Source organism: Olsenella sp. kh2p3, assembly GCA_900119625.1.
Classification (GTDB): domain Bacteria; phylum Actinomycetota; class Coriobacteriia; order Coriobacteriales; family Atopobiaceae; genus Tractidigestivibacter.
On sequence record FPKD01000001.1, the window covers coordinates 518,796 to 541,334 of the forward strand.

Sequence of the window (22,539 nt, forward strand, 5' to 3'; positions counted from 1 at the left end):
AAATACACCAAAACCTAGACGTGCCGGTAACAACGGCTTGCTGCAACGCACGCTTGTTACCGCCCCGGCAAGGGGCCGCTGAGTTTCCGCAGTTGAGGGTTTCTCGATCTTCCGTGCCGGTAACAACGAGTCGGGCTAGGCAACCCCTGTTACCGGAGCGATGGCAAGCACATAGGCGCTGTTAAGGTCCCCCGCACCCCGCATACAAAAAGGGGTCGAGCCATGTGGCCCGACCCCTTGAACTCAAGCAGAGCGTCCGAGAAACCCGAAGTTACTTCAGGGTGACGGTGGCGCCGGCCTCCTCGAGCTGCTTCTTGGCGTCCTCGGCGTCCTCCTTCTTGGCACCCTCGAGCAGGACGGTAGGAGCGGACTCCACCTTGTCCTTGGCCTCCTTGAGGCCGAGGCTGGTCAGGGCGCGGACAACCTTGATGACGGCAATCTTGTTGGAGCCGAAGGAGGTCAGCTCAACGTCGAAGTTGGTCTTCTCCTCCTCCTCGGCGGCAGCAGCGCCAGCTGCGGGGGCAGCGGCAACGGCGACGGGGGCGGCGGCGGACACGCCGAAGACGTCCTCCAGCTCGTGGACGAGCTCGGAAAGCTCGAGGGCGGGCATCTCCTTGATGGCCTCGATGATCTCTTCCTTGGTAGCAGCCATGCTAATTCTCCTTTGTGTTGGGGCACCTTGGGTGCCCTCAGGTTTGTCTGGTAGTGCGGGTAGTGCGTGTGGTGCGGCAGGACGCTAGGCGGCCTGCTTGTCGGCGACCGCCTGGAGCGCGGTGACGAGGCCCCTGGCGGGACCAGCGCACACCTGCGCAATGCCGGAGAGCGGGCTGCCAATGACGTACACGAGCTTGGCGAGCAGCTCGTCGCGGGACGGGAGCTCGGCGTACGCGAGAGCCTCCTCGGCCGAAATGGCCTTGCCGTCGGCGATACCACCCAGGATCTGCATCTTCTTGAGCTTGTCGGCCTCCTGCTTCAGAACCTTGGCGGCCTCGACAGGATCCTTCTCGTAGAAGACGTAGGCGCAGGTGCCCTTGAGCATGTCGTCGATGTTGGGCATCTCGGCCTCATTGAGGGCAATGCGCACGATGTTGTTCTTGTAGACCTTCATGTGTGCGTTGGCCTCGCGCAGGGCACGACGGAGCTCCTGGGCCTCCTTGACGGTGAGGCCACGGTAGTCAACGACAAAGACGCCCTTGGAAGCCTCGAGGGAACCCTTGACCTTCTCGAGCATGTCGATATTGGACTGTGCTGGCATGTGAACACCTCCTTCTCATGCGTTTCCGGGCACGATCCGCCGACGCGGCGGGCCCCTCGCATGAGAGGGCCCCGCTTGGCGCAGCCAAACGGGGCCTCATAGGTTCATAGCTGAGACCACCTCGGCAGGCGGGTTTCCCCTTTGAGCCCTAAGGCACCGGCTGTCTTTGGCAGCGGGACGTGCAACGTGTGCAATGCAGGCCAGAAACCTGCAGCGGCTATTTTCGCACGCGAGACGCCCACGCGTCAAGATGTCCAGGCGAGACACGCCATCGACACATAAGCGTCCGGGATTGCATGCGATGAGACAATGAAAAGCTCCCTTGATGAGACAAAGGGAAACTCCCCTTGTCTCATAAAGAAAGCCCCGCTCACGTGAGCGGGGCTTGCATACTACGATGCGAGAGGAGCTAGTCCTCCATGAAGTCGCGGGTCTTGGTGGTGTCAACCTTGATGCCAGGGCCCATGGTGGTGGAGATCACGATGGACTTGACATACTTGCCCTTTGCGCTCGAGGGCTTGACGCGCAGCAGCTCGGTGAGGAGCGCGCCGTAGTTCTCGACAAGCGCCTTGACGTCGAAGGACGCCTTGCCCATGGGGACGTGGCAGATGCCATAACGATCGGCGCGGTACTCGACGCGGCCGGCCTTGAGCTCCTTGACCATCTTCTCGACGTCCATGGTCACGGTGCCCAGCTTGGGGTTAGGCATGAGGCCGCGGGGGCCGAGGATACGGCCGAGACGGCCGACCTTGCCCATAAGGTTGGGCGTGGCGATGACGGCGTCGAAGTTGATGTTGCCCTTCTGGACCTCCTCGATGAGGTCGTCGGAGCCGACGATGTCAGCGCCGGCAGCCTCGGCCTCTGCGGCCTTGGCGCCCTCGGCAAAGACGGCAACGCGAACGGTCTTGCCGGTGCCGTTAGGCAGCGAGATGGAGCCACGAATGTTCTGGTCGGCCTTGCGGGTGTCGACGCCCAGACGAATGGCGACCTCGACGGTCTCGTCGAACTTGGCGGAGGAGAGCTCCTTGGCGAGCGTCATGGCCTCCTTAGGCGAGTAGACCTTGCCGGCCTCGACCTTGGCGGCAGCGGCGTTGTAGTTCTTTCCGTGCTTTGGCATGTGATACCTCCTGTGGTCAACGGGCTTTGGCCCTCCCACATAGTTGGCGGCAAACCCGCCATATCCTGAGAGGCGCCCCGTACGGGGCGCGTGGTGCCTGATTGGTGCTAGTCCTCGGCGATGGTGACGCCCATGGAGCGAGCGGTGCCGGCAACGATCTTCTTGGCGGCCTCGATGTCGTTGGCGTTGAGGTCCGGCATCTTGATCTGAGCGATCTTGGTGAGCTGCTCCTGGGTGAGCTGACCAACCTTGTCACGCTGGGGAACGCCGGAGCCGCTCTTGAGGCCAAGCTCCTTCTTGATGAGGTGAGCCGCAGGCGGAGTCTTGGTCACGAAGTCGAACGTGCGGTCCTCGTAGACCGTGATCTCAACGGGGATGATGTCGCCGGCCTGGTCCTTGGTGGCAGCGTTGAAGGCCTGGCAGAACTGCATGATGTTGACCTGGGCAGCGCCAAGGGCGGGTCCAACGGGAGGCGCAGGGTTGGCGGCGCCGGCCGGAATCTGGAGCTTAATGAAGTGAGTAACCTTCTTCTTGGGCATGATGTTCCTCCTGGAGAGCGTGCTTTGTATCTATCTTCACGCAGGCGCCCGAGAAGCCATCCTCACCGATACGGGACCTGCCAGAAGTTCCTAGCTGATGACCGAGATCTGGTCGAGCGTGAGCTCGACGGGGGTCTCGCGGCCAAAGATCATGAGCATAACCTTGACCTTGCCCGCCTCGGCGTTAACCTCGGACACCTGGCCGTCGAAATCTGCCAGAGGGCCGGAGAGGACGCGCACGGACATGCCGGGCTCGATGTTGGTGGAAGTGCGCTTGGGCGCGGGAGCGGCTGCACTAGTGCGCACGCCACCGCGACGCATGATCTTGTCGAACTCGTCGCGACGGAGCGGCGTGGGCTTGCCGTCAAGACCAACAAAACCGGTGACACCGGGCGTGTTGCGAACGACGGCCCAGGTGTTATCGTCTACCTCCATTCGCACGAGGACGTAGCCAGGGAAGACCTTGGCCTCCTTGGTCTCGCGCTTGCCGCCGTCCTTGACCTCGGTGACCTCCTCGGTCGGGATCTGGATGTCCACGACCTTGTCACCAATACCATAGGTCTCGATGCGGTGCTCGAGATCGGTCTTGACCTTGTTCTCGTACCCGGAGTACGTGTGAATGACGTACCAGCGCTTAGCCATGGCCTATGCCCCCAAACTCGTGTAGCCAACGAGCAAGGCCACGATGCCGGTGTCAACAAGCCAGAGGGCGATGCCGAAGACCACGAGGGAGACAATCACGGCAACGGAGTAGTTGCGAAGCTCATCCCTCGAAGGCCATACGACGCGCTTCATCTCGGTACGCACAGCAGCGAAGTAGTTGCTGATGCGCTTGCCAAGACCCGGCTTCTTGTTGCTCGCCTTTGCAGGCTTGTTCTGCTTCTCGGGTGCCTTGGCAGCAGCAGCCTGCTGCTTGAGCGCACCCTCAGCCTTCTGGGGGTTGGAAGAGGCGGCGGAGGCAGCCTGGGCGGCCTCGCGCTCGGCGCGCTTCTGGGCGCGCGCCTTGCGGGCGCTCCTCTTGTTCCTGTCCTTGTTCGCCATCCTCACAACTCCTAAAAGACTGGCCTTTACATGGAAACCGGCTAACCCCGAAGGGAAAGCCGGTGGGAAATTCTGGCACGCCAGGAAGGACTCGAACCCTCAACACTCGGTTTTGGAGACCGATGCTCTACCAATTGAACTACTGGCGTGTGTGGACCCACCTAGTTTAGCGGGTCTCGCGGTGAAGCGTGTGCTTACGGCACCACGGACAATACTTCTTCATCTCAAGGCGATCAGGGGTGTTCGCCTTGTTCTTGGTCGTGGTGTAGTTGCGGCGCTTGCACTCGGTGCATGCAAGTGTAACAAGTGTACGCATGAATCCTCCTGAGACACCATGTCACTTCGAGGCCATCCTCGAAGATGGCGCGGTGGAGAACGTTACCATTACCTAACGCATTCTGTCAACCAAACACGATTCTTAGCGGCCAGCTCACATAACATTCACGCAAGTAGCCGGCATTGGGCTGACAGAAAACGATTGAGGGGCGCGAACAAATAGCTCAATTCCAATGTGCACCACTCAAGAGAAGGGCCCGACACCCTTGCGGATGCCGGGCCTTAAGGTCACTTCTAAGAGAAGCTACTCGATGATCGTCGCAACACGGCCGTCGCCGACGGTGTGGCCGCCCTCGCGGATAGCGAAGCGCAGGCCCTCCTCCATGGCGATGGGGTGAATGAGCTCGCAGGAGATGGTGACGTGGTCACCCGGCATGGCCATCTCGACCTTGTTGCCGTCCTTGTCGGTGAGCTCGGTGATGTCACCAGTCACGTCAGTGGTACGGAAGTAGAACTGGGGACGATAGCCGGAGAAGAACGGGGTGTGACGGCCACCCTCCTCCTTGGTAAGGACGTAGATCTCGCCGGTGAACTTGGTATGAGGGGTAACCGAACCGGGCTTGCAGAGAACCTGGCCGCGCTCGATGTCCTCGCGCTTGATGCCGCGGAGCAGGATGCCCACGTTGTCGCCAGCCTCGCAGAAGTCCAGCGTCTTGCGGAACATCTCGATGCCAGTTGCAACGGAGGTCTGGGTAGGCTTGATGCCGACAATCTCGACGGGCTCGTTGAGCTTGAGCTCACCGCGCTCGACACGGCCGGTAGCAACGGTGCCGCGGCCGGAGATGGTCATGACATCCTCGACGGCCATCAGGAACGGCTTCTCGTTGTCACGAGCAGGCGTGGGGATGTAAGAGTCAACGGTGTGCATGAGCTCGATGATGGAGTCGACCCACTTCTGCTCGCCGTTGAGGGCGCCGAGAGCGGAGCCACGGATGATCGGGGTGTTGTCGCCGTCGAAGCCGTACTCGGAGAGCAGGTCGCGGGTCTCCATCTCGACCAGGTCGATGAGCTCCTCGTCGTCGACCATGTCGCACTTGTTCAGGAAGACGATGATGTACTTAACGCCGACCTGACGGGCGAGCAGGATGTGCTCGCGGGTCTGAGCCATGGGGCCGTCGGTAGCGGCGATAACGAGGATGGCGCCATCCATCTGAGCAGCGCCGGAGATCATGTTCTTGACGTAGTCGGCGTGGCCCGGGCAGTCAACGTGAGCGTAGTGGCGCTCCCAGGTCTCGTACTCGACGTGAGCGACGGAGATGGTGATGCCGCGCTGGCGCTCCTCGGGAGCCTTGTCGATGTTCTCGAAGGCGGTGTAGGCAGCCTTGCAGCCCTCGGTCTCGGAGAGAACCTTGGTGATGGCCGCGGTCAGCGTGGTCTTGCCGTGGTCGACGTGACCAATGGTACCGATGTTTACGTGCGGCTTAGAACGATCGAACTTCTCCTTGGCCATTGCCAATCCTCCTTTTGGAACGAACCTCTCCGGCCATTCCATGGTACAGAAATACGCCTATTTATGCTCAGCGGCGCCGAAGCGCCGCAGAAAAGCCTGGTACCGGTGACTGGATTCGAACCAGTGACATCGCGGGTATGAGCCGCGTGCTCTAACCAGCTGAGCTACACCGGCATGGAGCCGTGCACTTGAAAAATGGAGCCCGCGACCGGATTCGAACCGGTGACCTCTTCGTTACCAACGAAGTGCTCTACCGACTGAGCTACACGGGCATGGTGGGGATGCTTGGACTCGAACCAAGGAACCCAGAGGGAGCGGATTTACAGTCCGCCGCAGTTGCCGCTGTGCCACATCCCCATTCCGTTTTCAAGCACCGCACGGGGCGAACCCCCTGCAGCGGAGTGAATAATACGACGTGGAAAAAATCCTGTCAACGCGTACCCCGGTACCGGGCGTATCTACCCCACGAATACCGCACAATTCCAACAGGACCGCAGGTAGCAGCCGCGGTTCCAGGCGGCATTGGAACTCAATTTGCTTCCCAAGACCACCGTTCACGCAAAAGGAGCCGTACCGTCTACAAAAAAGATTCGGCCGAAGGCGTATGCCTCCGGCCGGAAGGTTCCTGGAGCCGGTAGAGGGAGTCGAACCCACAACCCACGGTTTACAAAACCGTTGCTCTGCCATTGAGCCATACCGGCGGTGAGGACATGATAGCGTGTTTGAGCCAATCTGGCACGCGCGGTGTCGGGATTGGCCTGCCACCAGAGGCCCAATTCCTTCTATCTGCGCCCGCGAAGCTTATCAAGCTTTGCGCGCGTCTCGGCATCGAGCCTGTCTTCCAAGCTTAGATGCGTGTGCGACCCACGCTCCCGCGCCTCCTCGACACCCTGGTTCACAATGCTCATATTCTGTGCGAGAAGCGCACTCGAGACCGTTGTTACCGGGATGCCGCCCACGGTGTAGCGGATGGTGTTGTCCGAGGTCACGAGCAGCACGTCCCTCTCAGCATGACGCGCCTCCGTGACCAGACGCTCTATGACCGTGTCGGCAGACTCACCCGTGCGCGAGAAGACCACGCGCACGCCCGCCGTACTCCAGTTGGGGCGCTCGCTCGAGAGGTTGCCGGCCGCATCGAATACCACCACGGGCTCATAGCTTCCCTGCGCATAGGCGGCAACGTCGGCAACAAGCGCCTCACGGGCGCGGTCGAACGGATCGTGGCCGTACGGGTCGCGCGAGAGGTGCGCCACGTCAGCCAGCGCGCCGGCGCCTGCGTGCTCGTCGATGAGCGCGGCATAGCGGGGCGTCCCGTGGACCACGTTGTAGCCGTCGACCACGAGAAGCGCGAGACGTGGGCGCCTAGGCATCCGAGCGCGCCCCCTCGCTCACACGGCGAAGCCACTCGTAGCACATGACCGTGGTTGCCTGGGCAACATTGAGCGACTCAACACGCCCGCGCTGCGGAAGCCTGGCACCAAAGTCGCAGTGGTCAAGCACCAGGCGGGAGATACCCTCCCCCTCCGAGCCCATGACCAGGGCAAGCCTGCCGTAGACAGGCGCGTGCCACACGTCCTGCTCCGCGTGCTCGGTTGCAGCGCAGGCCCAGAAGCCGGCCTCCTTGAGCTTGTCGATCGCGCGGGCAAGGTTGGGGACCTGGGCTATGGGAAGGTGCAGCACCGCGCCGGCCGAGGTCTTGTAGGCGCCCGGGCCAACGGTAGCCGCGCGGGCGTTGGCGACAACCACGCCAGCCGCGCCCACCACCTCGGCGGAGCGTACGATGGCGCCAAAGTTGCCCTCGTCGGTCACGTGGTCGAGCACGACCACAAGGGCGTCTCCCTCGCCCGCTGCGGAAATGACGTCCTCGATAGTCGCGTACGAGAAGGGCTTGGTCCGCGCGACGATGCCCTGGTGGGCACCGTGACTCGAGAGGCAATCAAGGCGGGAGCGGGGCACGGTCTCGCACTCCACGCCGGCATCGGCAAGCCTGCGTACCAGCATGTCAAGCGTCTTGTCGGTCCCCTCGGGCGAGCCGGCGCCATCCTGCACGTAGGCGGTGCGAATGGGAATGCCGGCGTCAAGCGCCTCCGCGACGGCGCGGCGCCCCTCGATGAGGTCGGAGCCCAGCGTCGCGGGGCGCTGCTGGTCCTGGCGGTTACCCGCACGCTGCGGGCGCGAGCCCGAGCGCTGGGGTCCGCGCTGGCCGCGGCCCCCCTGACCCTGACGGCCAGTGTTGCCGCCCGCGCGCGAACCTGCGCGCTGGTCTCGCCCGCGGTATTGCCCGCCTCGACCCGCCTGAGAAGGGCCCTGCCCCTTGCGTGAGGAGCCGCGGCGCGCATCGCCTCGTGTCATTCTCATCACCTACGCCCTGCGCAGGCGAGAGCCCGCGGCGGTGTCCTCGAGGACCAGGCCAAGCCCGGTGATGGCGTCGCGGATGCCGTCTGCCGTGCCCCAATCCTTTGCCTTGCGGGCCGCCTGGCGAGCGGCGATGAGCGCGTCCGCAGCCTCGGCGGCAGAGTCGCCCTGGTAGCCGGCATACTTCTCGGCAAGCCCCACCAGCTCGGCGGGAAGCTCGTCCTCCTCGGCGGCAAGCGTGATGCCCAGGACGCCCGCAAGTTCAGCCAATGCCTCCGCCGCATCCTTGGCCGCCTCGCCGCCGACAGCGGTCCCAGCGTCAGCAAGGTAGGTGTTCGCCGAGGTCACAAGCGAGAAGATTGCGGCAAGGCCGCCGGCGGTGTTGAAGTCGTCGTCCATCTGGCGCGTGAACTCCTCGCGCGCCTCGCTCACGGCAGAGCCCAGCGTGGCGTCAAGCTCCTCGCTGCCCGTGCCGTTCTCGGCTGCCCAGAGCAGGTTCTTCTCGCAGGTGCGCAGGCGCTCGAGAGTGCCCACGGCCCCCTCCAGGCGGTCGAAGGAGAAGTCGAGGGGCGCACGGTAGTGGGTCTGAAGCATGAGTAGACGCACGGCGTCAGCGGGGTACTTGTCGAGGACCTCCTTGAGCGTGTAGAAGTTGCCCAGGCTCTTGGACATCTTCTCGCCGTCCACGCGGAGCATGCCCGTGTGCATCCAGAGGTTGGCGAGGGGCTCATGCCAGGCGCACATGGCCTGCGCGGTCTCGTTCTCGTGGTGCGGGAAGACGAGGTCTGCGCCACCGCCGTGAATGTCGATGGGGGTACCCAGATAGCGGTGGATCATGGCGCAGCACTCGGTGTGCCAACCAGGGCGACCGTCGCCCCAGGGGCTCGGCCAGCTGGGCTCGCCGGGCTTGGCGGCCTTCCAGAGGGCAAAGTCAAAGGGGTCGCGCTTCTGGTCGTTGACCTCCACGCGCTCGCCGGCGCGCATCTGGTCAAGGTCGCGCCCAGAGAGGATGCCGTAGTTGTTGTCCGAGCGCACCGAGAAGTACACGTCGCCGTTGTCGGCCACGTAGGCGTTGCCCTGCTCGATAAGAGACTCGATCATCTCCTGCATGGCCTTAATCTCGTGCGTGGCGCGCGGGCGGATGTCGGGGTCGAGGATCCCAAAGCGGTGCATCTGCTCGATGAAGGCATTGGAGAACTCCTCTGCCACGTCGGCGGCGGTGCGACCCTGCTCGTTGGCGCGGTTGATGATCTTGTCGTCCACGTCGGTGAGGTTCTGGGCAAAGGTGACCTCGTAGCCCTTGTACATGAGGTAGCGGCGAATCACGTCAAACGAGAGGAACGTGCGCGCGTTGCCAATGTGAATCTGGTCATAGACGGTGGGACCACAGACATACATGCGAATCTTGCCCGGCTCGATGGGCTCGAGCTCCTGCTTTCGGTGCGTCTGGGTGTTATAGATCTGCATGGTTTGCTCCTTGGGATGTGTGCACAAGTACAGGCATTGTAGCAGCACACCGGGAAGCGGCTGGGGAGGGAGGTCTCCTAGGCAGCAACCCCCAGCATGCTAGCACCGCGGGAGCTTGCTAACGCCTGACCAGAACCTGTCGACGCCTCGACGGTACCCGCACACCGCCCAACCAGTACCTTAGTCCCGTCGAGCACCTCAAAGCCTGCGGATGCAGTTCCGTTGTAGCTTCCCGCGCCAGAAACAACGGCAAGCGCGGTTCCTACAGAGTTATTGCCAACGTAGCTTATGGCGTAGTCGGTGCCCTCGGTGAGGGTTGCGCCGTCAAGCGTAACCGTTACCTGCGGCGTTACGGACTCTCCCGCATACACAGCATCCTCCACCGTGACAACGGCGTTCCGAATCGAGACGGGCCCGGGCGCAGACACCGGACTCGATACATACCAGTAAGCATCTGCGTTGGAAGCACGTACACTCACGCACTCGTCAAGCGACGACGTAGCGCCCGCAAGCGAGTCATGGGCAATGAAGGCACCACTTTCCTCGTCGTAGCCCAGAAGGGTCACGGCGTGCGGGTTGCCGGTGCTTGTGTACAGCACGATGCCGGCAGGGTTCTCATCAAGCAGGGCAAGAAGCTCTACGGTTCTCTCCTCCACGGTCGAACCGGTTATGTAGCCGTGCTCCACGGCATAGGTGGCCTCCTGCGTACTCACCGAGAAGCTAAAGAGCAGGCCGCCTGAAGACGGGATGGAGGAGGTGGTGATCGAGCTCCAGTCCTGATCGCCGTTGAGAAGCGCCGCCCTGCGGAGCATGTTGGTGGCAGCGTAGATAGTGCAGCGTCCGGTACTGCCGGGCTCGTTCACAAAGACGTCGTCGGCCAGGGTCTCTTCCAGCGTGGCGGCGCGTGCCCTGGTAAGGCCCAGCGAAAGTGCGATGGCAAGTGCCGCGAGCAGCGCGAAGACCATTCGAATGGGAGCAGCAGCGCTGGCGTAAAGCTTGCCTGCGGTAATGGACATATGCAATTCCTTCCCGGCCGCGCGGGTTGGGGCAATGTCGTTCTGTCGAAGTTCGGTGGTGCCACTAGCATGAGATGGCGCGTGGTGCGATGGTGCGGTAATTCAAGTGCGTGGTACATCGTGCGCGGCCTGTCCATGTACGCGCTGAGCTTGGAATGGATACCCTGCCGCGCGCATGCGTAACAGAGTAACCCCAGGTCTGCGTGGCACATGAAGTTTGCGCAGAGTCTCCTAGAGGCCTGCATCTCATGACCATCAAATTAGTACAGGTTTGAATGGTGTCCATAGGAGTTGGCACGACGTGACGGGCGTCGTGATATGGCGCGGCGAGCGGCATCGTTGTTGCCGGCCCGTCACGCGACCCAGAGGGCCATCTGGGCAAACGTGCCGCACGGCCAACGCGCCGGTAACAAGGCGCGATCCGAGAGGTTCGTTGTTACCGGGCCGTTGTGAGTCCGGGGCTGTCAACAGGGGAAACGCATTCGAACTCAAACGCGCCGGTAACAAGGGCGGAATCGAGAGGCCCAGCCATACGAGAGGCATCGCCATACCCTCTCCGAGAAGGGCTATTGGCCGCTATCTTTGTCGAGAAGCACCACAGACCAGGCGGCTATGCCCTCCTCGCGTCCCACGAAGCCAAGGTGCTCCGTTGTGGTTGCCTTGACACCCACCCGTGACACGTCGACACCCATGGCCTGCGCCATTGTCTGGCGCATCTGCTCGCGGTAGGGCGCGAGCTTTGGCGCCTGGGCAGCAACGGTGCAGTCTGCATCGATAAGCGAGAAGCCCTGCTCGCGGGCAAGTTTCATCACGCGCGAGAGCAGGACCATAGAGTCTGCCCCCTTGTAGGCCGGGTCGGTATCGGGGAAGAGCTGGCCAATGTCACCGGCCCGCATGGCACCCAAGATGGCGTCCATGAGGGCATGTGCCAGAACGTCCGCATCGGAGTGCCCCGCCAGGCCTCGCTCGCTGGGCACAGTGACACCGCCAAGCACAAGGGGGCGTCCCTCTGTGAACGCGTGAACGTCAAAGCCATGCCCAATGCGAGTCATGCTCGCCCACCTCCGAGGTCTGTGTCTAGCCACCTGCCTGCGCGGTGGTCCTTTGCAGAGTGAATCATAAGCATTTTATACGCGAGAGCCGCAGAAACGGGCCCCTGGGCATCACCACAACGCCGAAGGGCGCCACGCGACAAGAAGGTCAGCGTTACATCAGCAGTCGCTGCTCGAGCGCCGTGCATGCGATAGCCAAGTCTTCCGGCACCGTGACCTTGATGTTGTCGCGCGGAGAGTCGTAACAGCGAACCTTGCCGCCGTGGCGCTCCACGAGGGAGGCGTCGTCAGTTCCCTGGTAGCCCTCCCAGGCAGCGGACTTGTACGCCGAGGTGAGAGCGCGGGTGCGAAACACCTGCGGCGTCTGGGCGGCCCAGTAGAAGGAACGGTCTGGCGTGGCGATAATCACGCCATCCTCGACCAGCTTGAGCGTGTCCACCGAGCGCGTGGCGCAGATGGCACCCGCAAGCTTGGGATCTTCTCGCACGCAGGCAATAACGCCCTCGATGACCTCTGTCTCGATGAGCGGGCGCGCCGCGTCATGAACGGCCACAAAGTCGTACCCGCGCGGCATGGCGGCAAGGCCATGCGCAACGGACTGCTGGCGTGTCTCGCCAGATGCGGCAAGGGTAACGGGCGTGAGCAGGGTCACACGCGAGAGGACCTCATCGTGCACCGTGTCCACGCGATCCGGCGCGCACACCACCACGATGTGGCCAACCGATGGCGCGTGGTCAAAGGCGAGAAGAGGCCAGCACATGAGCGGCAGCCCGCAGAGGTCCACAAACTGCTTGCCGCGCGGGTCGCCAAAGCGCTCGCCCGTGCCACCGGCAACGATAATCGCCACGGTATCGGGCTTGTTGTCCTCCTTGCCCACGCGCGCAGCGTCGGCGCAGGCACATGTCTCCGGGGCGCTCATTCGCTCTGTCCCCACATGCGATGCAGGCTGTTTGCCAGCGCATCCGGGTTCTTGACGCCAATCTCGCCCAGCTTGGAGGAATCGTCCTCGGCGGCCTCCAGAATCTCCTGGAGCGAGCCATACTCGTCCACAATCTTGTCGGCCATGCCCTCGCGAACCACAGAGACGCGCGAGAGGGTGCGCAGGCCAAGCGGGGTCATGATGGTGTCCTCGCCATAGTCGTCGTAGCCAAGGATGCGCGCGACCACCTTTGGCGAGCGCAGCTGCGGGTTGGCCATCTCGTGGAACTGCTTGCGGATGGCGCGAGCGTGCTCCTCGGAGGAGTCCTTTGCGTAGTCACGGATCATGAGGTTGTATGTCTCGTCCATGTCCCCCAGGAACTCCTCGCGCTGCATCTCGGTGATGCGGCCGGAGGTGCCCAGCTGGACAATGCAGCGGTCGAGCTCATCGCCGGCGGACATGAGCACCTCGAACAGGTAGAAGATGTTCGTGATATCGCCGAGCGTGACGAAGTTGTCAAGCTCAAGGCTCGTGAGGTGCTGCAGGCTGCGGTCAAGTTGCGAGCGGGTGTTTTGCATGGCGGCGGTGAGCTGGTTCACGGTGGACATGATCTCGGCCACAGGACGCAGCTGGAAGCCGCGGCCATCCACGTAGACGTTCACCACCGAGCGACGCTCGGAAACCGAGATGACCATGGCTTTGGTGAGCAGGCTCATGCGCGCCGCCGTGCGGTGACGCGTGCCCGTCTCGGTGGTTGGCAGCGATGGATCGGGGTTGAGGTGGTAGTTTGCCCGCAGGATCTTGGTGAGGTCCTTGTCAATGATGACCGCGCCGTCCATCTTGCAGAGCTCAAACAGGCGGTTTGCAGTGAACGAGACGTCCATGGCAAAGCCGTCGTCCCCGGCGGCAAGCACGTTCTCCGTATCGCCAACGCAGATGAGAGCGCCAAGGTGACCGGCAATGATCATGTCAAGAGCCACGCGCAGCGCTGTTCCCGGCGCCGTCATCTTAATGGCGCTGTCGATGCGCTGCTGGGTTGTGAGGGCCCCTTTGTCTAGCTCGGCAGGATCCATGGCGCCTCCTCGGACAAGCCGGCCCGCGCGAGGCGGGCCGGAGAAATCTCAAACCTAGAAGCAGTATATGACGAGCGAGGGCGCTTAGGCACTTACGCCTTGAGCCTACGCGCCAGACGCAGCAAGCCCACCCTCCTGTGGCGACGGGTGCGTGTCGGCGTCAACGGACCAGCGGTCACGCGCCGAGGGCAGCTCCATGTGCTCGTGCTTGCGCGGCGCAGGAATCTCGCCCGTCCCCTTGGAGAAGACAAGCTCATCACCGTTTGCGTCCACCCCAATGATGTCGCCGCGCTGCCACTTGCCCTCCAAGAGTTCCTCGGAGAGCGGGTCCTCGATGAGGGTCTGGATGGCGCGACGCAGCGGGCGCGCACCGTAGATTGGGTCGGTTCCGCGCTTGGCCACAAGGTCGCGGGCAGCGTCGGTCAGGTTGATCGACATGCCGTTGGCAATGAGACGATCGCGCAGGTCGGAGACCATAAGCTCCACGATGCCGCGGAGCTGGTCGCCCGTAAGTGACTTGAAGACCACGATCTCGTCCACGCGGTTGAGGAACTCGGGGCGGAAGAGCTTCTTGAGCTCGGAGGTCACACGGCTTGTGATCTCCTTGTCCGAGAGGCCCGAGGCTCCTGATGCCGAGAAGCCCATCGTGGTGGTCTGCGCGATGTCGCGCGCGCCGATGTTGGAGGTCATGATGATGACCGTGTTGGAGAAGTCAACATGACGGCCCTGGCCATCGGTGAGCCTGCCCTCGTCCAGAATCTGGAGCAGCACGTTGAAGACGTCTGGGTGGGCCTTCTCGATCTCGTCGAAGAGAACCACCGAGTACGGACGCCTGCGCACGGCCTTGGTAAGCTCGCCGCCCTCGTCGTAGCCCACGTATCCCGGAGGGGCGCCAACGAGCTTGGAGACGGTGTGCTTCTCCATGAACTCGGACATGTCGAAGGTGATAAGCGCCTCTTCGGAGCCAAAGAGGAACTCGGCAAGCGCCTTGGCAAGCTCGGTCTTGCCCACGCCCGAGGGGCCGAGGAAGATGAACGAGCCACCGGGGCGACGCGGGTCCTTGAGCGGCGAGCGGCTGCGCCTGATGGCGCGGGCAACCTTGGTCACGGCCTCGTCCTGGCCAATGACGCGCTGGTGGAGAACATCTTCGCAACGCAGCAGCTTGGACGCCTCGGCCTCGGTGAGGTTGGAGACAGGCACCCCGGTGATGCTCGAGACCACGTCGGCGATGTCGTTCTCGTCCACGGTCACCACGTTCTGGGCGAGCTTCTCGCGCCATGCGCTCTCGAGCTCGTCACGCTTGCTCACGAGCTCCTTCTCCTGGTCACGCAGGCGCGCGGCATCCTCGAACTCCTGAGCCGCCGCAGCCTTGGACTTCTCGCCGCGAACGCGGGCCAGTTCGGCGTCTACCTGGGCAATCTCGGGCGGCAGCGTGGTCTTGTGGACGCGCGTGCGCGCACCAGCCTCGTCAATCACGTCGATGGCCTTGTCGGGCAGGAAGCGGTCCTGGATGTAGCGGTCCGCCAGGGTGACGGCGGCCTTCAGGGCCTCCTCGGTGTAGTGGACGTGGTGGTGCTCCTCGTAGCGGCTCTGCAGGCCGTGCAGGATCTCGAGGGTGTCCTCGGGACTGGGCTCGCCGATGTTGACCGGCTGGAACCTACGCTCGAAGGCGGAGTCCTTCTCGATGTGCTTGCGGTACTCCTCGGCAGTGGTGGCACCAATGACCTGGATCTCGCCGCGCGAGAGAGGCGGCTTCAGGATGGAGGCCGCATCGATGGAGCCCTCGGCAGAGCCCGCGCCAATGATGGTGTGAATCTCGTCGATGAAGAGGATGTCGTTGGGGTTGTCCTCGAGCTCGGCGACAACCTTCTTCATGCGCTCCTCGAACTCGCCGCGGTACTTCGAGCCCGCAACGAGCGAGGCCACGTCGAGCGTCCAGATCTGCTTGCCGCGCAGGATGTCGGGCACGTTGCCAGCGGAGATGAGCTGTGCCAGCCCCTCGACGATGGCCGTCTTGCCAACGCCCGGATCGCCGAGGATGAGCGGGTTGTTCTTCTGCCTGCGAGCGAGCACCTGCATGACGCGCTCAATCTCGCGATCGCGGTCGAGCACCGGGTCGAGCTTGCCCGCCTCGGCAAGCTTGGTGAGGTTGCGACCATACTTCTCGAGCATGGAGCCATCATCCGAGGAGGGCTGGGGGCCCATGCCCATGAAGGTGCTGGGGTCCATGCGCACCTCGGCAGCAGACTGGCCCTCGTCCTCGGCGTTCTTGGAGACGAGCTCGTTTACCGCGTTGCGCACCGCGTCACCCGAGACGCCCATGGCGCGCAGGGCGTCCATGGCGCGGCCGTTGCCCTCGGACACAATGCCCAGGAGCAGGTGCTCGGTGGCGATGTATGTCTGGCCGTGCGTCATGGTCTCGCGGTATGCGGCCTCGAGCACGCGCTTAGTGCGCGGCGTGAAGGGGATGTGCCCACCGGGAACAGGCTCCGTCTCGTCCTGGGAGAGCTGCTTCACCGTGGCGAGCGTCTCGTCATACGTGACGTCGAGCTTTGCGAGCGCCTTGGCAGCAACGCCGTCGCCCTCCTTGATAAGGGCCAAGAGCAGGTGCTCCGTGCCCACGTACATTTGGCCAAGGTTTCTCGCCTCGTCCTGGGCCAGGCTCATGACCTTTCTGGCCCTGTCAGTGAATTTCTCAAACATGCGCTGACGTCTCCTCAGTGCCAGGCGGAGCAACACAAAACGCGCGGACCCGAAGGCCCGCGCGAAGGGTGACCTGCCCCGCGCCGTCTTCTTGGCACTGTGTTTACCCACGCACGGGAGCGAGCAAACACGTGGACAAAACGTACGCTATTGCTCGGGGTGGTTCTTGAGCCACTCCTCACGGTCTGGCGCGATGGCACGCATGGCCTCAATCATGCTTGCGAACAGGTCATCAAGCTCCATGTTGTTGAGCTCGGCGCCGTGACGGATGACATCGCGGCTGCAGCCGGCGGCAAAGTGCTTGTCCTTGAACTTCTTCTTGAGCGACTTGACCTCGAGGTCCATGACCGACTTGCTGGGGCGCATGAGGATGGCCGCCTGGATGAGGCCGCTGAGCTCGTCTGCGGCGTAGAGCACGCGCTCCATCTTGGCCTCGGGCTGCGGAAGCTCGGGGTTGTTGTCGGAGTTGTGGGTCTGGATGGCGTGCACCAGCTCGGGCGTGCCCCCCTCGGCCTCGATGAGCTCGCCTGCCTTCACCGTGTGCTGCACGGGATCCTGGAACTCCTCCCAGTCGAGGTCGTGGAGAAGGCCGACCTGGCCCCAGAAGTCGACGTTTGCCGGGTCGTACTTCTCGGCGTAATAGCGCATGAGGCCCTCGAGGGTCTCGGCGTGCTGGATGTGGAAGGGATCCTTGTTGTAGCGCTCGAGCAGGGCGAATGCCTGGTCGCGCGTGAGGCCGGTCGAAAGAGCGGTCGCCGAGGCGTCGCGTGCAGCCTCGTTGGCGGCGCCATTCTCGGCGTCGTCCGCGATCACGTCCACGGACGCGGCGGCATTGTCGGTCTTCTCGGGAAGCTGGGAGGCAATGTCCGCACGGGTGACGACCTCGGGCTTCATCTGCGGGAAGAGCAGCACGTCGCGGATGGCGGGCTGGTCGCAGAAGAGCATGATCATGCGGTCGATGCCGTAGCCAATCCCGCCGGCGGGAGGCATGCCGTACTCGAGCGCGCGCACGTAGTCGTAGTCGTAGCCCATGGCCTCCTCGTCGCCCATGCCCTTTGCCGCGACCTGCTCCGCAAAGCGGCCGGCCTGGTCGACGGGGTCGTTGAGCTCGGAGAAGGCGTTGGCGTACTCGTGGCCGCAGATTACGAGCTCGAAGCGGTCCGTGAGGCGCGGGTCGTCGGCCTTGCGCTTGGCCAGCGGGCTGACCTCCTCGGGGTAGTCGCAGACAAACGTGGGGTCTACCAGCGTGGACTCGCCCAGCTCGTCGTAGAGCTCAAAGAGGAGCTTGCCGGCGCCCCAGCCGTCCTCGGTCTCGATGCCGTTGGCGCGGCAGAGCTCGCGCAGGTGCTCGATGGGCGTGTCCATGTCCACGTGCTCGCCCACCACCTGCGACGCGACCTCCGAGAGGGGCACCGAGCGCCACGTGCCGCTCATGTCCACCTGCTGGCCCTGGTACGTGATGACCTCGCGGCCTTCCTCGCAGCCACAGACCTCGCGCGCGATGGCCTTGAAGAGGCCCTCGGTGAGGCGCTTCATACCGTCCAGGTCCGAGTAGGCGCAGTAGGCCTCCATCGAGGTGAACTCGGGGTTGTGCGTGAGGTCCATGCCCTCGTTGCGGAACTGGCGGCCAATCTCAAAGACGCGCTCCATGCCGCCCACAATGAGGCGCTTAAGCGGCAGCTCGGTGGCAATGCGCAGGTAGAAGTCGCGGTCGAGCGCGTTGAAGTGCGTGACGAAGGGCTTTGCGTTGGCGCCGCCGAGAATGGCATGCATCATGGGGGTCTCGACCTCCATGTAGCCGTCCGCCTCCATGTAGCGGCGAATCAGGCTGATGATGGCGCTGCGCTTGCGGAACACGTCGCGGACCTCGGGGTTCATGATGAGGTCGACATAGCGCTGACGATAGCGGACCTCGCGATCGGTAAGGCCGTGGAACTTCTCGGGCAGCGGACGCAGCGACTTGGAGAGAAGCACAAGCTTAGTAGGCGCAATGGAGAGCTGGCCACGGCGGGTGCGCAGCACGCGACCGGTAGCGTCGATGATGTCGCCGAGGTCGAGCTGGCGGAGAAGACCCCAGCCCTCCTCGCCCAGGTCGTTCACGCGGCAGAAGAGCTGGATTTGCCCGGAGACGTCCTCGAGGACGATAAAGGCGGCCTTGCCCTGGCGGCGAAGCGCGCGGATGCGGCCGGCAACAGAGACCACGTCTTGGGTATCCTCGCCATCAGGGAGATTCGCGTAGTCCTTCTCGAGCTGAGCCGCGTGGGCCGTGACCTCGCTCGCGATGGGATAGGGGTTCACGCCCGCATCGATGAGCGCTTGGCGACGGGCGCGGCGCTGGGCCCTCTCGTCATTGGTGTTATTCTCGCCCGTCTTGGTCTGGTCGGCCATTGCTGCTCCTCGTGCTCGCGCGCGCCCGTCGGCGCGCATGTTCTCTTCCATGCCTGGCCGGCCACGTGAGGCGGCCACAGCGCAAACCATTGTACTGTAGCGTTTTGGCCGGTGCGTCGGTACGTTTATGGCACCACAGCGGTTCCGCTTCTCAGCAAGAGGGGGTAGCGCCGGAGCGAGGGTTCCGTACGCACTTGCTGCCAAAACTGGCCTTCGGGCGCCAAAACGGCGCCGGAGCGAGGGTTTCCTACGTACTTGCTGCCAAAACGCGCCTTCCGGCGAAAAAACGGCGCCCGAGCAGCGACTTTGAGCTGCACTTGCTGCCAAAACACGCGTTCGGGCGAGAAAACGGCGCCCGAAGGCTTGTTATCGCAGTGATTACGTCTAAAACCCCTGTTCAGGCGCCATTTTTACGCCGGAACGCGCGTTTTGCAGCACCTCCCACCCGGTGCTCCTCTCGCCACAAAAAAGGCCCCTCCGAAGAGGGGCCCAAGTCGCATTCCGCGATGCCTTGCCTAGCGGGTGATGCCCACAATCGTGTAGCTCTTGGTCTTGCCCGCGGGCGTGGTGAACTCAACCTGGTCGCCCTTGCCGCAGCCGATAAGCGCCTGGCCAGCGGGGGACTCGTTCGAGATCTTGTGCTCGAGCGAGTTGGTCTCGGTGGTGCCCACGATGGTGAACTTGGTCTTCTTGCCACGCTCGTCCTCAAGCTCGACGGTGGTGCCAATGGAGACCCTGATGCCACCGTGCTGCGCGTCCTCGACAACCCTGGCCACCGAGAGGGTCTGGCGAATCTCGGCGATCTTGGACTCGTTCTGGGACTGCTCCTCCTTGGCGGCGTCATACTCGGAGTTCTCCGAGAGGTCGCCAAAGGAACGAGCCTCCTTCAGGCGCTCGACAATCTCGTCGCGAAGCTCGCCCTCGCGGTAAGCCAGCTCGTCGACCAGCTTCTGGCGGCCTTCTGCGGTAAGAGTAATTTCCTTGCTGTTATCCATGACTCTGCTTTCCTCGTAGTGCGCTGGAGATATGTGCCCTAAGCGCCCTGGTTACTCGCTCAGCTTGGCACCGCACTTCTTGCAGAAGGCAGCGTCGGCGGCGTTCTCGGCGCCGCACTTGGGGCAGAACTGAGCGGCCTTCTCGGCAGGGGCATCCTCGACATCGGCGTCATCCTCGTCGGCGACGACGTCCTCGGCATCGTCCTCCTTGGGCTCCTCGACCTTCTTGGCGTCCTTGTCGCCCGCGTCGCCCTCTTCCATGCCCTCGCGGACGTTCTTGACGGTCTTGCCAAGGGCGGAGCCGAGCTTGGGAAGGTTCTTGGGCCCAAAGATGACCAGCACTACAACGACGATGATGAGCAGCTCAGGAATGCCAAGTCCAAGAATCATGGTGAGGTCCTCCTAGATGTGGATGAATGGGGCAGGCACACGTCATGCTCTGCCGCATCCGCTAGTATAACCGAGGTTGTTTCCAACTCACAATATAAACCGGGAGTTTGCCTAGGCCGATTGCCCCATAGTGGCAACGCAGCGGCCATATCCCGTTTCCCCTGTTAGGAGTACTCGTGCCAACTTGGCTCATCGTTGTTATCGTCATTTCTTGGGTTCTCTTTGCTATTGTCCTGGCGCTACCGTGGCTGCTCAAGCGACGCGGAGTAGAGATGCGCCGCACCAAGTTTGGCCCCGCGCTCATCTTCGAGTCCGCAGACGATGACGGCACGCCCGTGCGGCTGCTCAACGTGAACGGCACCTTCCAGAGCGTCTGCTACCTGCCGGACGACCTGCACTTCGAGCTTGCCTGCGTCTACCACCGCACCATGGCCGAAGTGAGCTACGAGCTTCCCGATGCCACGCACGCCCTGGTAATTGGCGGCGGTGGCTACTCCCTGCCAAAGTGGCTCGTGGCGCACAGGCCAAAGCTCCACGTTGATGCCGTCGAGATTGACCCACGCGTCACGGTGATTGCCCGTGAGCGCTTTTTTCTCGACGACCTCATCGAGAAGTACGGCGCCGAGCGCATCTCGCTCGTCAATGACGACGGCTGGGCCTACCTGCGCCGCGCCGAGGCGCCCTACGACATCATCGTGAACGACGCCTTCTCGGGCAACCACCCGCTCGGCCAGCTGGGGACGGACGAGGGTGCGCGCCTCATCCACGACAGGCTCGCTCCGAGAGGGGTGTACCTCGCGAACCTGCGCTGCTCGACCGAGGGCCGTCACGCACGCATCCTCGAGGAAGTCGAGAGGGCCTTCTCGGCGCAGTTTGCGCACGTTGCCTACGTGCCCGAGTGGCCGGACAAGCCCGAGGAGCGAGGCAACAATGTGCTCATTGCGACGGACGCAGAGCTTCCGCTCCCCCAAGGAGCCATTGTCGTGAAGTAGCCTGGAGACGCCGGTCGCCGAGCGTGACCGCTCCATACACCGCCATCTCGTTTAAACAAGTATTGCGTCCCCCGCCGCGATGGTCCACCATGGGCATCGACCGCAAACCCGGCATCTGCCGAGAAGGGACCAGCATGGCACAGGACACCAGCACCTCTGTTCGCAATCTTGTCATCTACTCCGTCTTCGTGCGCAACCACACGCCCGAGGGCACGTTTCGCGCAGTAATCCCCGACCTGCCCCGCATCCACTCGCTGGGGACCGACGTGGTATGGCTCATGCCCATCCACCCCATTGGCGAGAAGAACCGCAAGGGAATGCTTGGCAGCCCCTATGCCAACCGCGACTATCGCTCGGTCAACCCCGAGTACGGCACGATGGACGACTTCCGCGCGCTTGTCGATGCCATCCACGCCGAGGGCATGAAGTGCATGATCGACGTGGTCTACAACCACACCTCCCCCGATTCCGTCCTCTTTGACGAGCATCCGGAGTTCTTCTTCCGCAAGCCCGACGGACAGCCCGGCAACCACGTAGGCGACTGGTCCGACGTCATAGACCTCGACTACAACGTCTCGGCGCTGTGGGACTACCAGATCGAGACGCTCTGCCAGTGGGCGCGCATCGTGGACGGCTTCCGCTGCGACGTTGCCTCCTTCGTCCCCGTCGCGTTCTGGAAGCGCGCCCGCGCCGAGGTCGAGAAGGTTCACCCAGGCTGCATGTGGCTCGCCGAGACGGTCCACCGCTCCTTTGGTGCCGCGTGCCGCGCCGCCGGCATGACCTGCGCACGCGACTCCGAGGCATTCGAAGCCTTTGACATGGAGTACGAGTACGACGTCCAGGAGGCCTTCGAGCGCTACCTCAAGGGAGAGATTCCCCTCTCCTGCTACCTCGACCTTCTCGACTTCCAGGAGAACCTCTATCCCGAGAACTACGACAAGCTGCGCTTCCTCGAGAACCACGACGTGCCGCGCATTGCCTCGCACGTGAAGAGCGAGTCCGACCTACGCAACTACACGGCGATGCTCTACTTCAAGAAGGGCACCACGCTCGTCTACGCCGGAGAAGAGGCCGCCTGCTCGCACCAGCCAAGCCTCTTCGACCGTGACACCATCGACTGGAACACCGGAATCGACCTCTCGGGCCTCATGCGCCACATGGCCCAGATCAAGCACGACGTCCTTGAGGCCGATGACGCGTTCTTCGTTTCCGCTGATGACGAGAACGACATCGCCATCCTGCGCCGCGACCACGACGGCAGGCGCAAGGTGGGCGTCTTCTCGCTCGAGTCGCGCTCGGCCGAGGTCACGGTTCCGCTTCCCGACGGAACGTACGAGAACCTCATCGACGGCAAAGCGGTGGCCGTAGCCGACGGACGCCTGATGTGCAGCGGCGCTCCCATCGTGCTCGCAGCAGACGTTGAACGCACCTGGGGCGTGTAGATGCGGGGG

General features: G+C 63.2%; 21 protein-coding genes and 5 tRNA genes. 2 read left to right on the top strand and 24 right to left on the bottom strand.

Annotated elements, in window-relative coordinates:
* Positions 1–271: 271 nt before the first annotated feature.
* From rplL to tatA, 24 genes are all read right to left on the bottom strand, one after another.
* A complete protein-coding gene (gene rplL, locus BT122_RS02350; RefSeq protein ID WP_032110549.1) occupies positions 272–652 on the bottom strand; it encodes a 50S ribosomal protein L7/L12 in 381 nt (126 codons plus the stop codon).
* A gap of 84 nt (positions 653–736) precedes the next feature.
* On the bottom strand, positions 737–1,255 hold the full coding sequence (rplJ, locus tag BT122_RS02355) for a 50S ribosomal protein L10 (RefSeq protein WP_059052890.1): 519 nt from the start codon (positions 1,253–1,255) through the stop codon (positions 737–739).
* A 409-nt stretch (positions 1,256–1,664) separates the two neighbouring features.
* Positions 1,665–2,372 carry a 50S ribosomal protein L1 gene (rplA, locus tag BT122_RS02360; protein WP_032110551.1) on the bottom strand — a complete coding sequence of 236 codons (708 nt, stop codon included), beginning with the start codon at positions 2,370–2,372 and terminating at the stop codon, positions 1,665–1,667.
* A 107-nt stretch (positions 2,373–2,479) separates the two neighbouring features.
* Positions 2,480–2,911, bottom strand: a complete 432-nt coding sequence (rplK, locus tag BT122_RS02365) for a 50S ribosomal protein L11 (RefSeq protein WP_032110552.1) — start codon at positions 2,909–2,911, stop codon at positions 2,480–2,482.
* Positions 2,912–3,001: 90 nt separating this feature from the next.
* Positions 3,002–3,553: a transcription termination/antitermination protein NusG gene (nusG, locus tag BT122_RS02370; RefSeq protein ID WP_072354424.1), complete on the bottom strand. Its 552-nt coding sequence runs from the start codon at positions 3,551–3,553 to the stop codon at positions 3,002–3,004.
* 3 nt (positions 3,554–3,556) lie between these two features.
* Positions 3,557–3,952 carry a preprotein translocase subunit SecE gene (secE, locus tag BT122_RS02375; protein WP_072354425.1) on the bottom strand — a complete coding sequence of 132 codons (396 nt, stop codon included), beginning with the start codon at positions 3,950–3,952 and terminating at the stop codon, positions 3,557–3,559.
* 73 nt (positions 3,953–4,025) lie between these two features.
* Positions 4,026–4,101: transfer RNA gene (locus BT122_RS02380), tRNA-Trp, on the bottom strand.
* 17 nt (positions 4,102–4,118) lie between these two features.
* Positions 4,119–4,268, bottom strand: a complete 150-nt coding sequence (gene rpmG, locus BT122_RS02385; protein WP_032110555.1) for a 50S ribosomal protein L33 — start codon at positions 4,266–4,268, stop codon at positions 4,119–4,121.
* Positions 4,269–4,532: 264 nt separating this feature from the next.
* A complete protein-coding gene (tuf, locus tag BT122_RS02390; protein WP_072354426.1) occupies positions 4,533–5,738 on the bottom strand; it encodes an elongation factor Tu in 1,206 nt (401 codons plus the stop codon).
* 97 nt (positions 5,739–5,835) lie between these two features.
* Positions 5,836–5,912, bottom strand: a tRNA-Met gene (locus BT122_RS02395).
* A 22-nt stretch (positions 5,913–5,934) separates the two neighbouring features.
* Positions 5,935–6,010: transfer RNA gene (locus BT122_RS02400), tRNA-Thr, on the bottom strand.
* Position 6,011: 1 nt separating this feature from the next.
* Positions 6,012–6,095: transfer RNA gene (locus tag BT122_RS02405), tRNA-Tyr, on the bottom strand.
* A gap of 269 nt (positions 6,096–6,364) precedes the next feature.
* Positions 6,365–6,439 (bottom strand) — tRNA-Thr (locus tag BT122_RS02410).
* Positions 6,440–6,520: 81 nt separating this feature from the next.
* Positions 6,521–7,108 (bottom strand): NYN domain-containing protein, encoded by a 588-nt coding sequence (locus BT122_RS02415; protein ID WP_072354427.1) that lies wholly within the window; start codon positions 7,106–7,108, stop codon positions 6,521–6,523.
* Entirely contained in the window at positions 7,101–8,090 is a 990-nt protein-coding gene (gene rlmB, locus BT122_RS02420) for a 23S rRNA (guanosine(2251)-2'-O)-methyltransferase RlmB (RefSeq protein ID WP_143189945.1), read from the bottom strand. Before rlmB ends, BT122_RS02415 begins: the two co-directional genes overlap by 8 nt.
* 9 nt (positions 8,091–8,099) lie before the next feature.
* On the bottom strand, positions 8,100–9,560 hold the full coding sequence (cysS, locus tag BT122_RS02425) for a cysteine--tRNA ligase (RefSeq protein ID WP_072354428.1): 1,461 nt from the start codon (positions 9,558–9,560) through the stop codon (positions 8,100–8,102).
* A 77-nt stretch (positions 9,561–9,637) separates the two neighbouring features.
* Positions 9,638–10,576: a hypothetical protein gene (locus BT122_RS02430; RefSeq protein WP_072354429.1), complete on the bottom strand. Its 939-nt coding sequence runs from the start codon at positions 10,574–10,576 to the stop codon at positions 9,638–9,640.
* Between the two features lie 566 nt (positions 10,577–11,142).
* Positions 11,143–11,628, bottom strand: a complete 486-nt coding sequence (ispF, locus tag BT122_RS02435) for a 2-C-methyl-D-erythritol 2,4-cyclodiphosphate synthase (RefSeq protein WP_072354430.1) — start codon at positions 11,626–11,628, stop codon at positions 11,143–11,145.
* 154 nt (positions 11,629–11,782) lie between these two features.
* Entirely contained in the window at positions 11,783–12,547 is a 765-nt protein-coding gene (gene ispD / locus BT122_RS02440) for a 2-C-methyl-D-erythritol 4-phosphate cytidylyltransferase (protein WP_083432263.1), read from the bottom strand.
* Entirely contained in the window at positions 12,544–13,620 is a 1,077-nt protein-coding gene (gene disA, locus BT122_RS02445) for a DNA integrity scanning diadenylate cyclase DisA (RefSeq protein ID WP_072354431.1), read from the bottom strand. Before disA ends, ispD begins: the two co-directional genes overlap by 4 nt.
* 105 nt (positions 13,621–13,725) lie before the next feature.
* On the bottom strand, positions 13,726–16,323 hold the full coding sequence (locus BT122_RS02450) for an ATP-dependent Clp protease ATP-binding subunit (protein WP_072354432.1): 2,598 nt from the start codon (positions 16,321–16,323) through the stop codon (positions 13,726–13,728).
* 147 nt (positions 16,324–16,470) lie between these two features.
* Positions 16,471–18,711, bottom strand: a complete 2,241-nt coding sequence (lysS, locus tag BT122_RS02455) for a lysine--tRNA ligase (protein ID WP_072354433.1) — start codon at positions 18,709–18,711, stop codon at positions 16,471–16,473.
* Between the two features lie 515 nt (positions 18,712–19,226).
* Positions 19,227–19,706 (bottom strand): transcription elongation factor GreA, encoded by a 480-nt coding sequence (gene greA / locus BT122_RS02460; protein WP_072354434.1) that lies wholly within the window; start codon positions 19,704–19,706, stop codon positions 19,227–19,229.
* Between the two features lie 51 nt (positions 19,707–19,757).
* Positions 19,758–20,096, bottom strand: coding sequence for a twin-arginine translocase TatA/TatE family subunit (gene tatA / locus BT122_RS02465; RefSeq protein WP_072354435.1), 339 nt, complete (start codon positions 20,094–20,096; stop codon positions 19,758–19,760).
* A 176-nt stretch (positions 20,097–20,272) separates the two neighbouring features.
* On the opposite strand from tatA, the gene BT122_RS02470 reads away from it, so the two are divergent.
* Both BT122_RS02470 and BT122_RS02475 read left to right on the top strand, forming a co-directional pair.
* Positions 20,273–21,088, top strand: coding sequence for a spermidine synthase (locus BT122_RS02470; protein ID WP_143189946.1), 816 nt, complete (start codon positions 20,273–20,275; stop codon positions 21,086–21,088).
* A gap of 134 nt (positions 21,089–21,222) precedes the next feature.
* Positions 21,223–22,530: an alpha-amylase family glycosyl hydrolase gene (locus BT122_RS02475; RefSeq protein ID WP_072354437.1), complete on the top strand. Its 1,308-nt coding sequence runs from the start codon at positions 21,223–21,225 to the stop codon at positions 22,528–22,530.
* Positions 22,531–22,539: the final 9 nt, after the last annotated feature.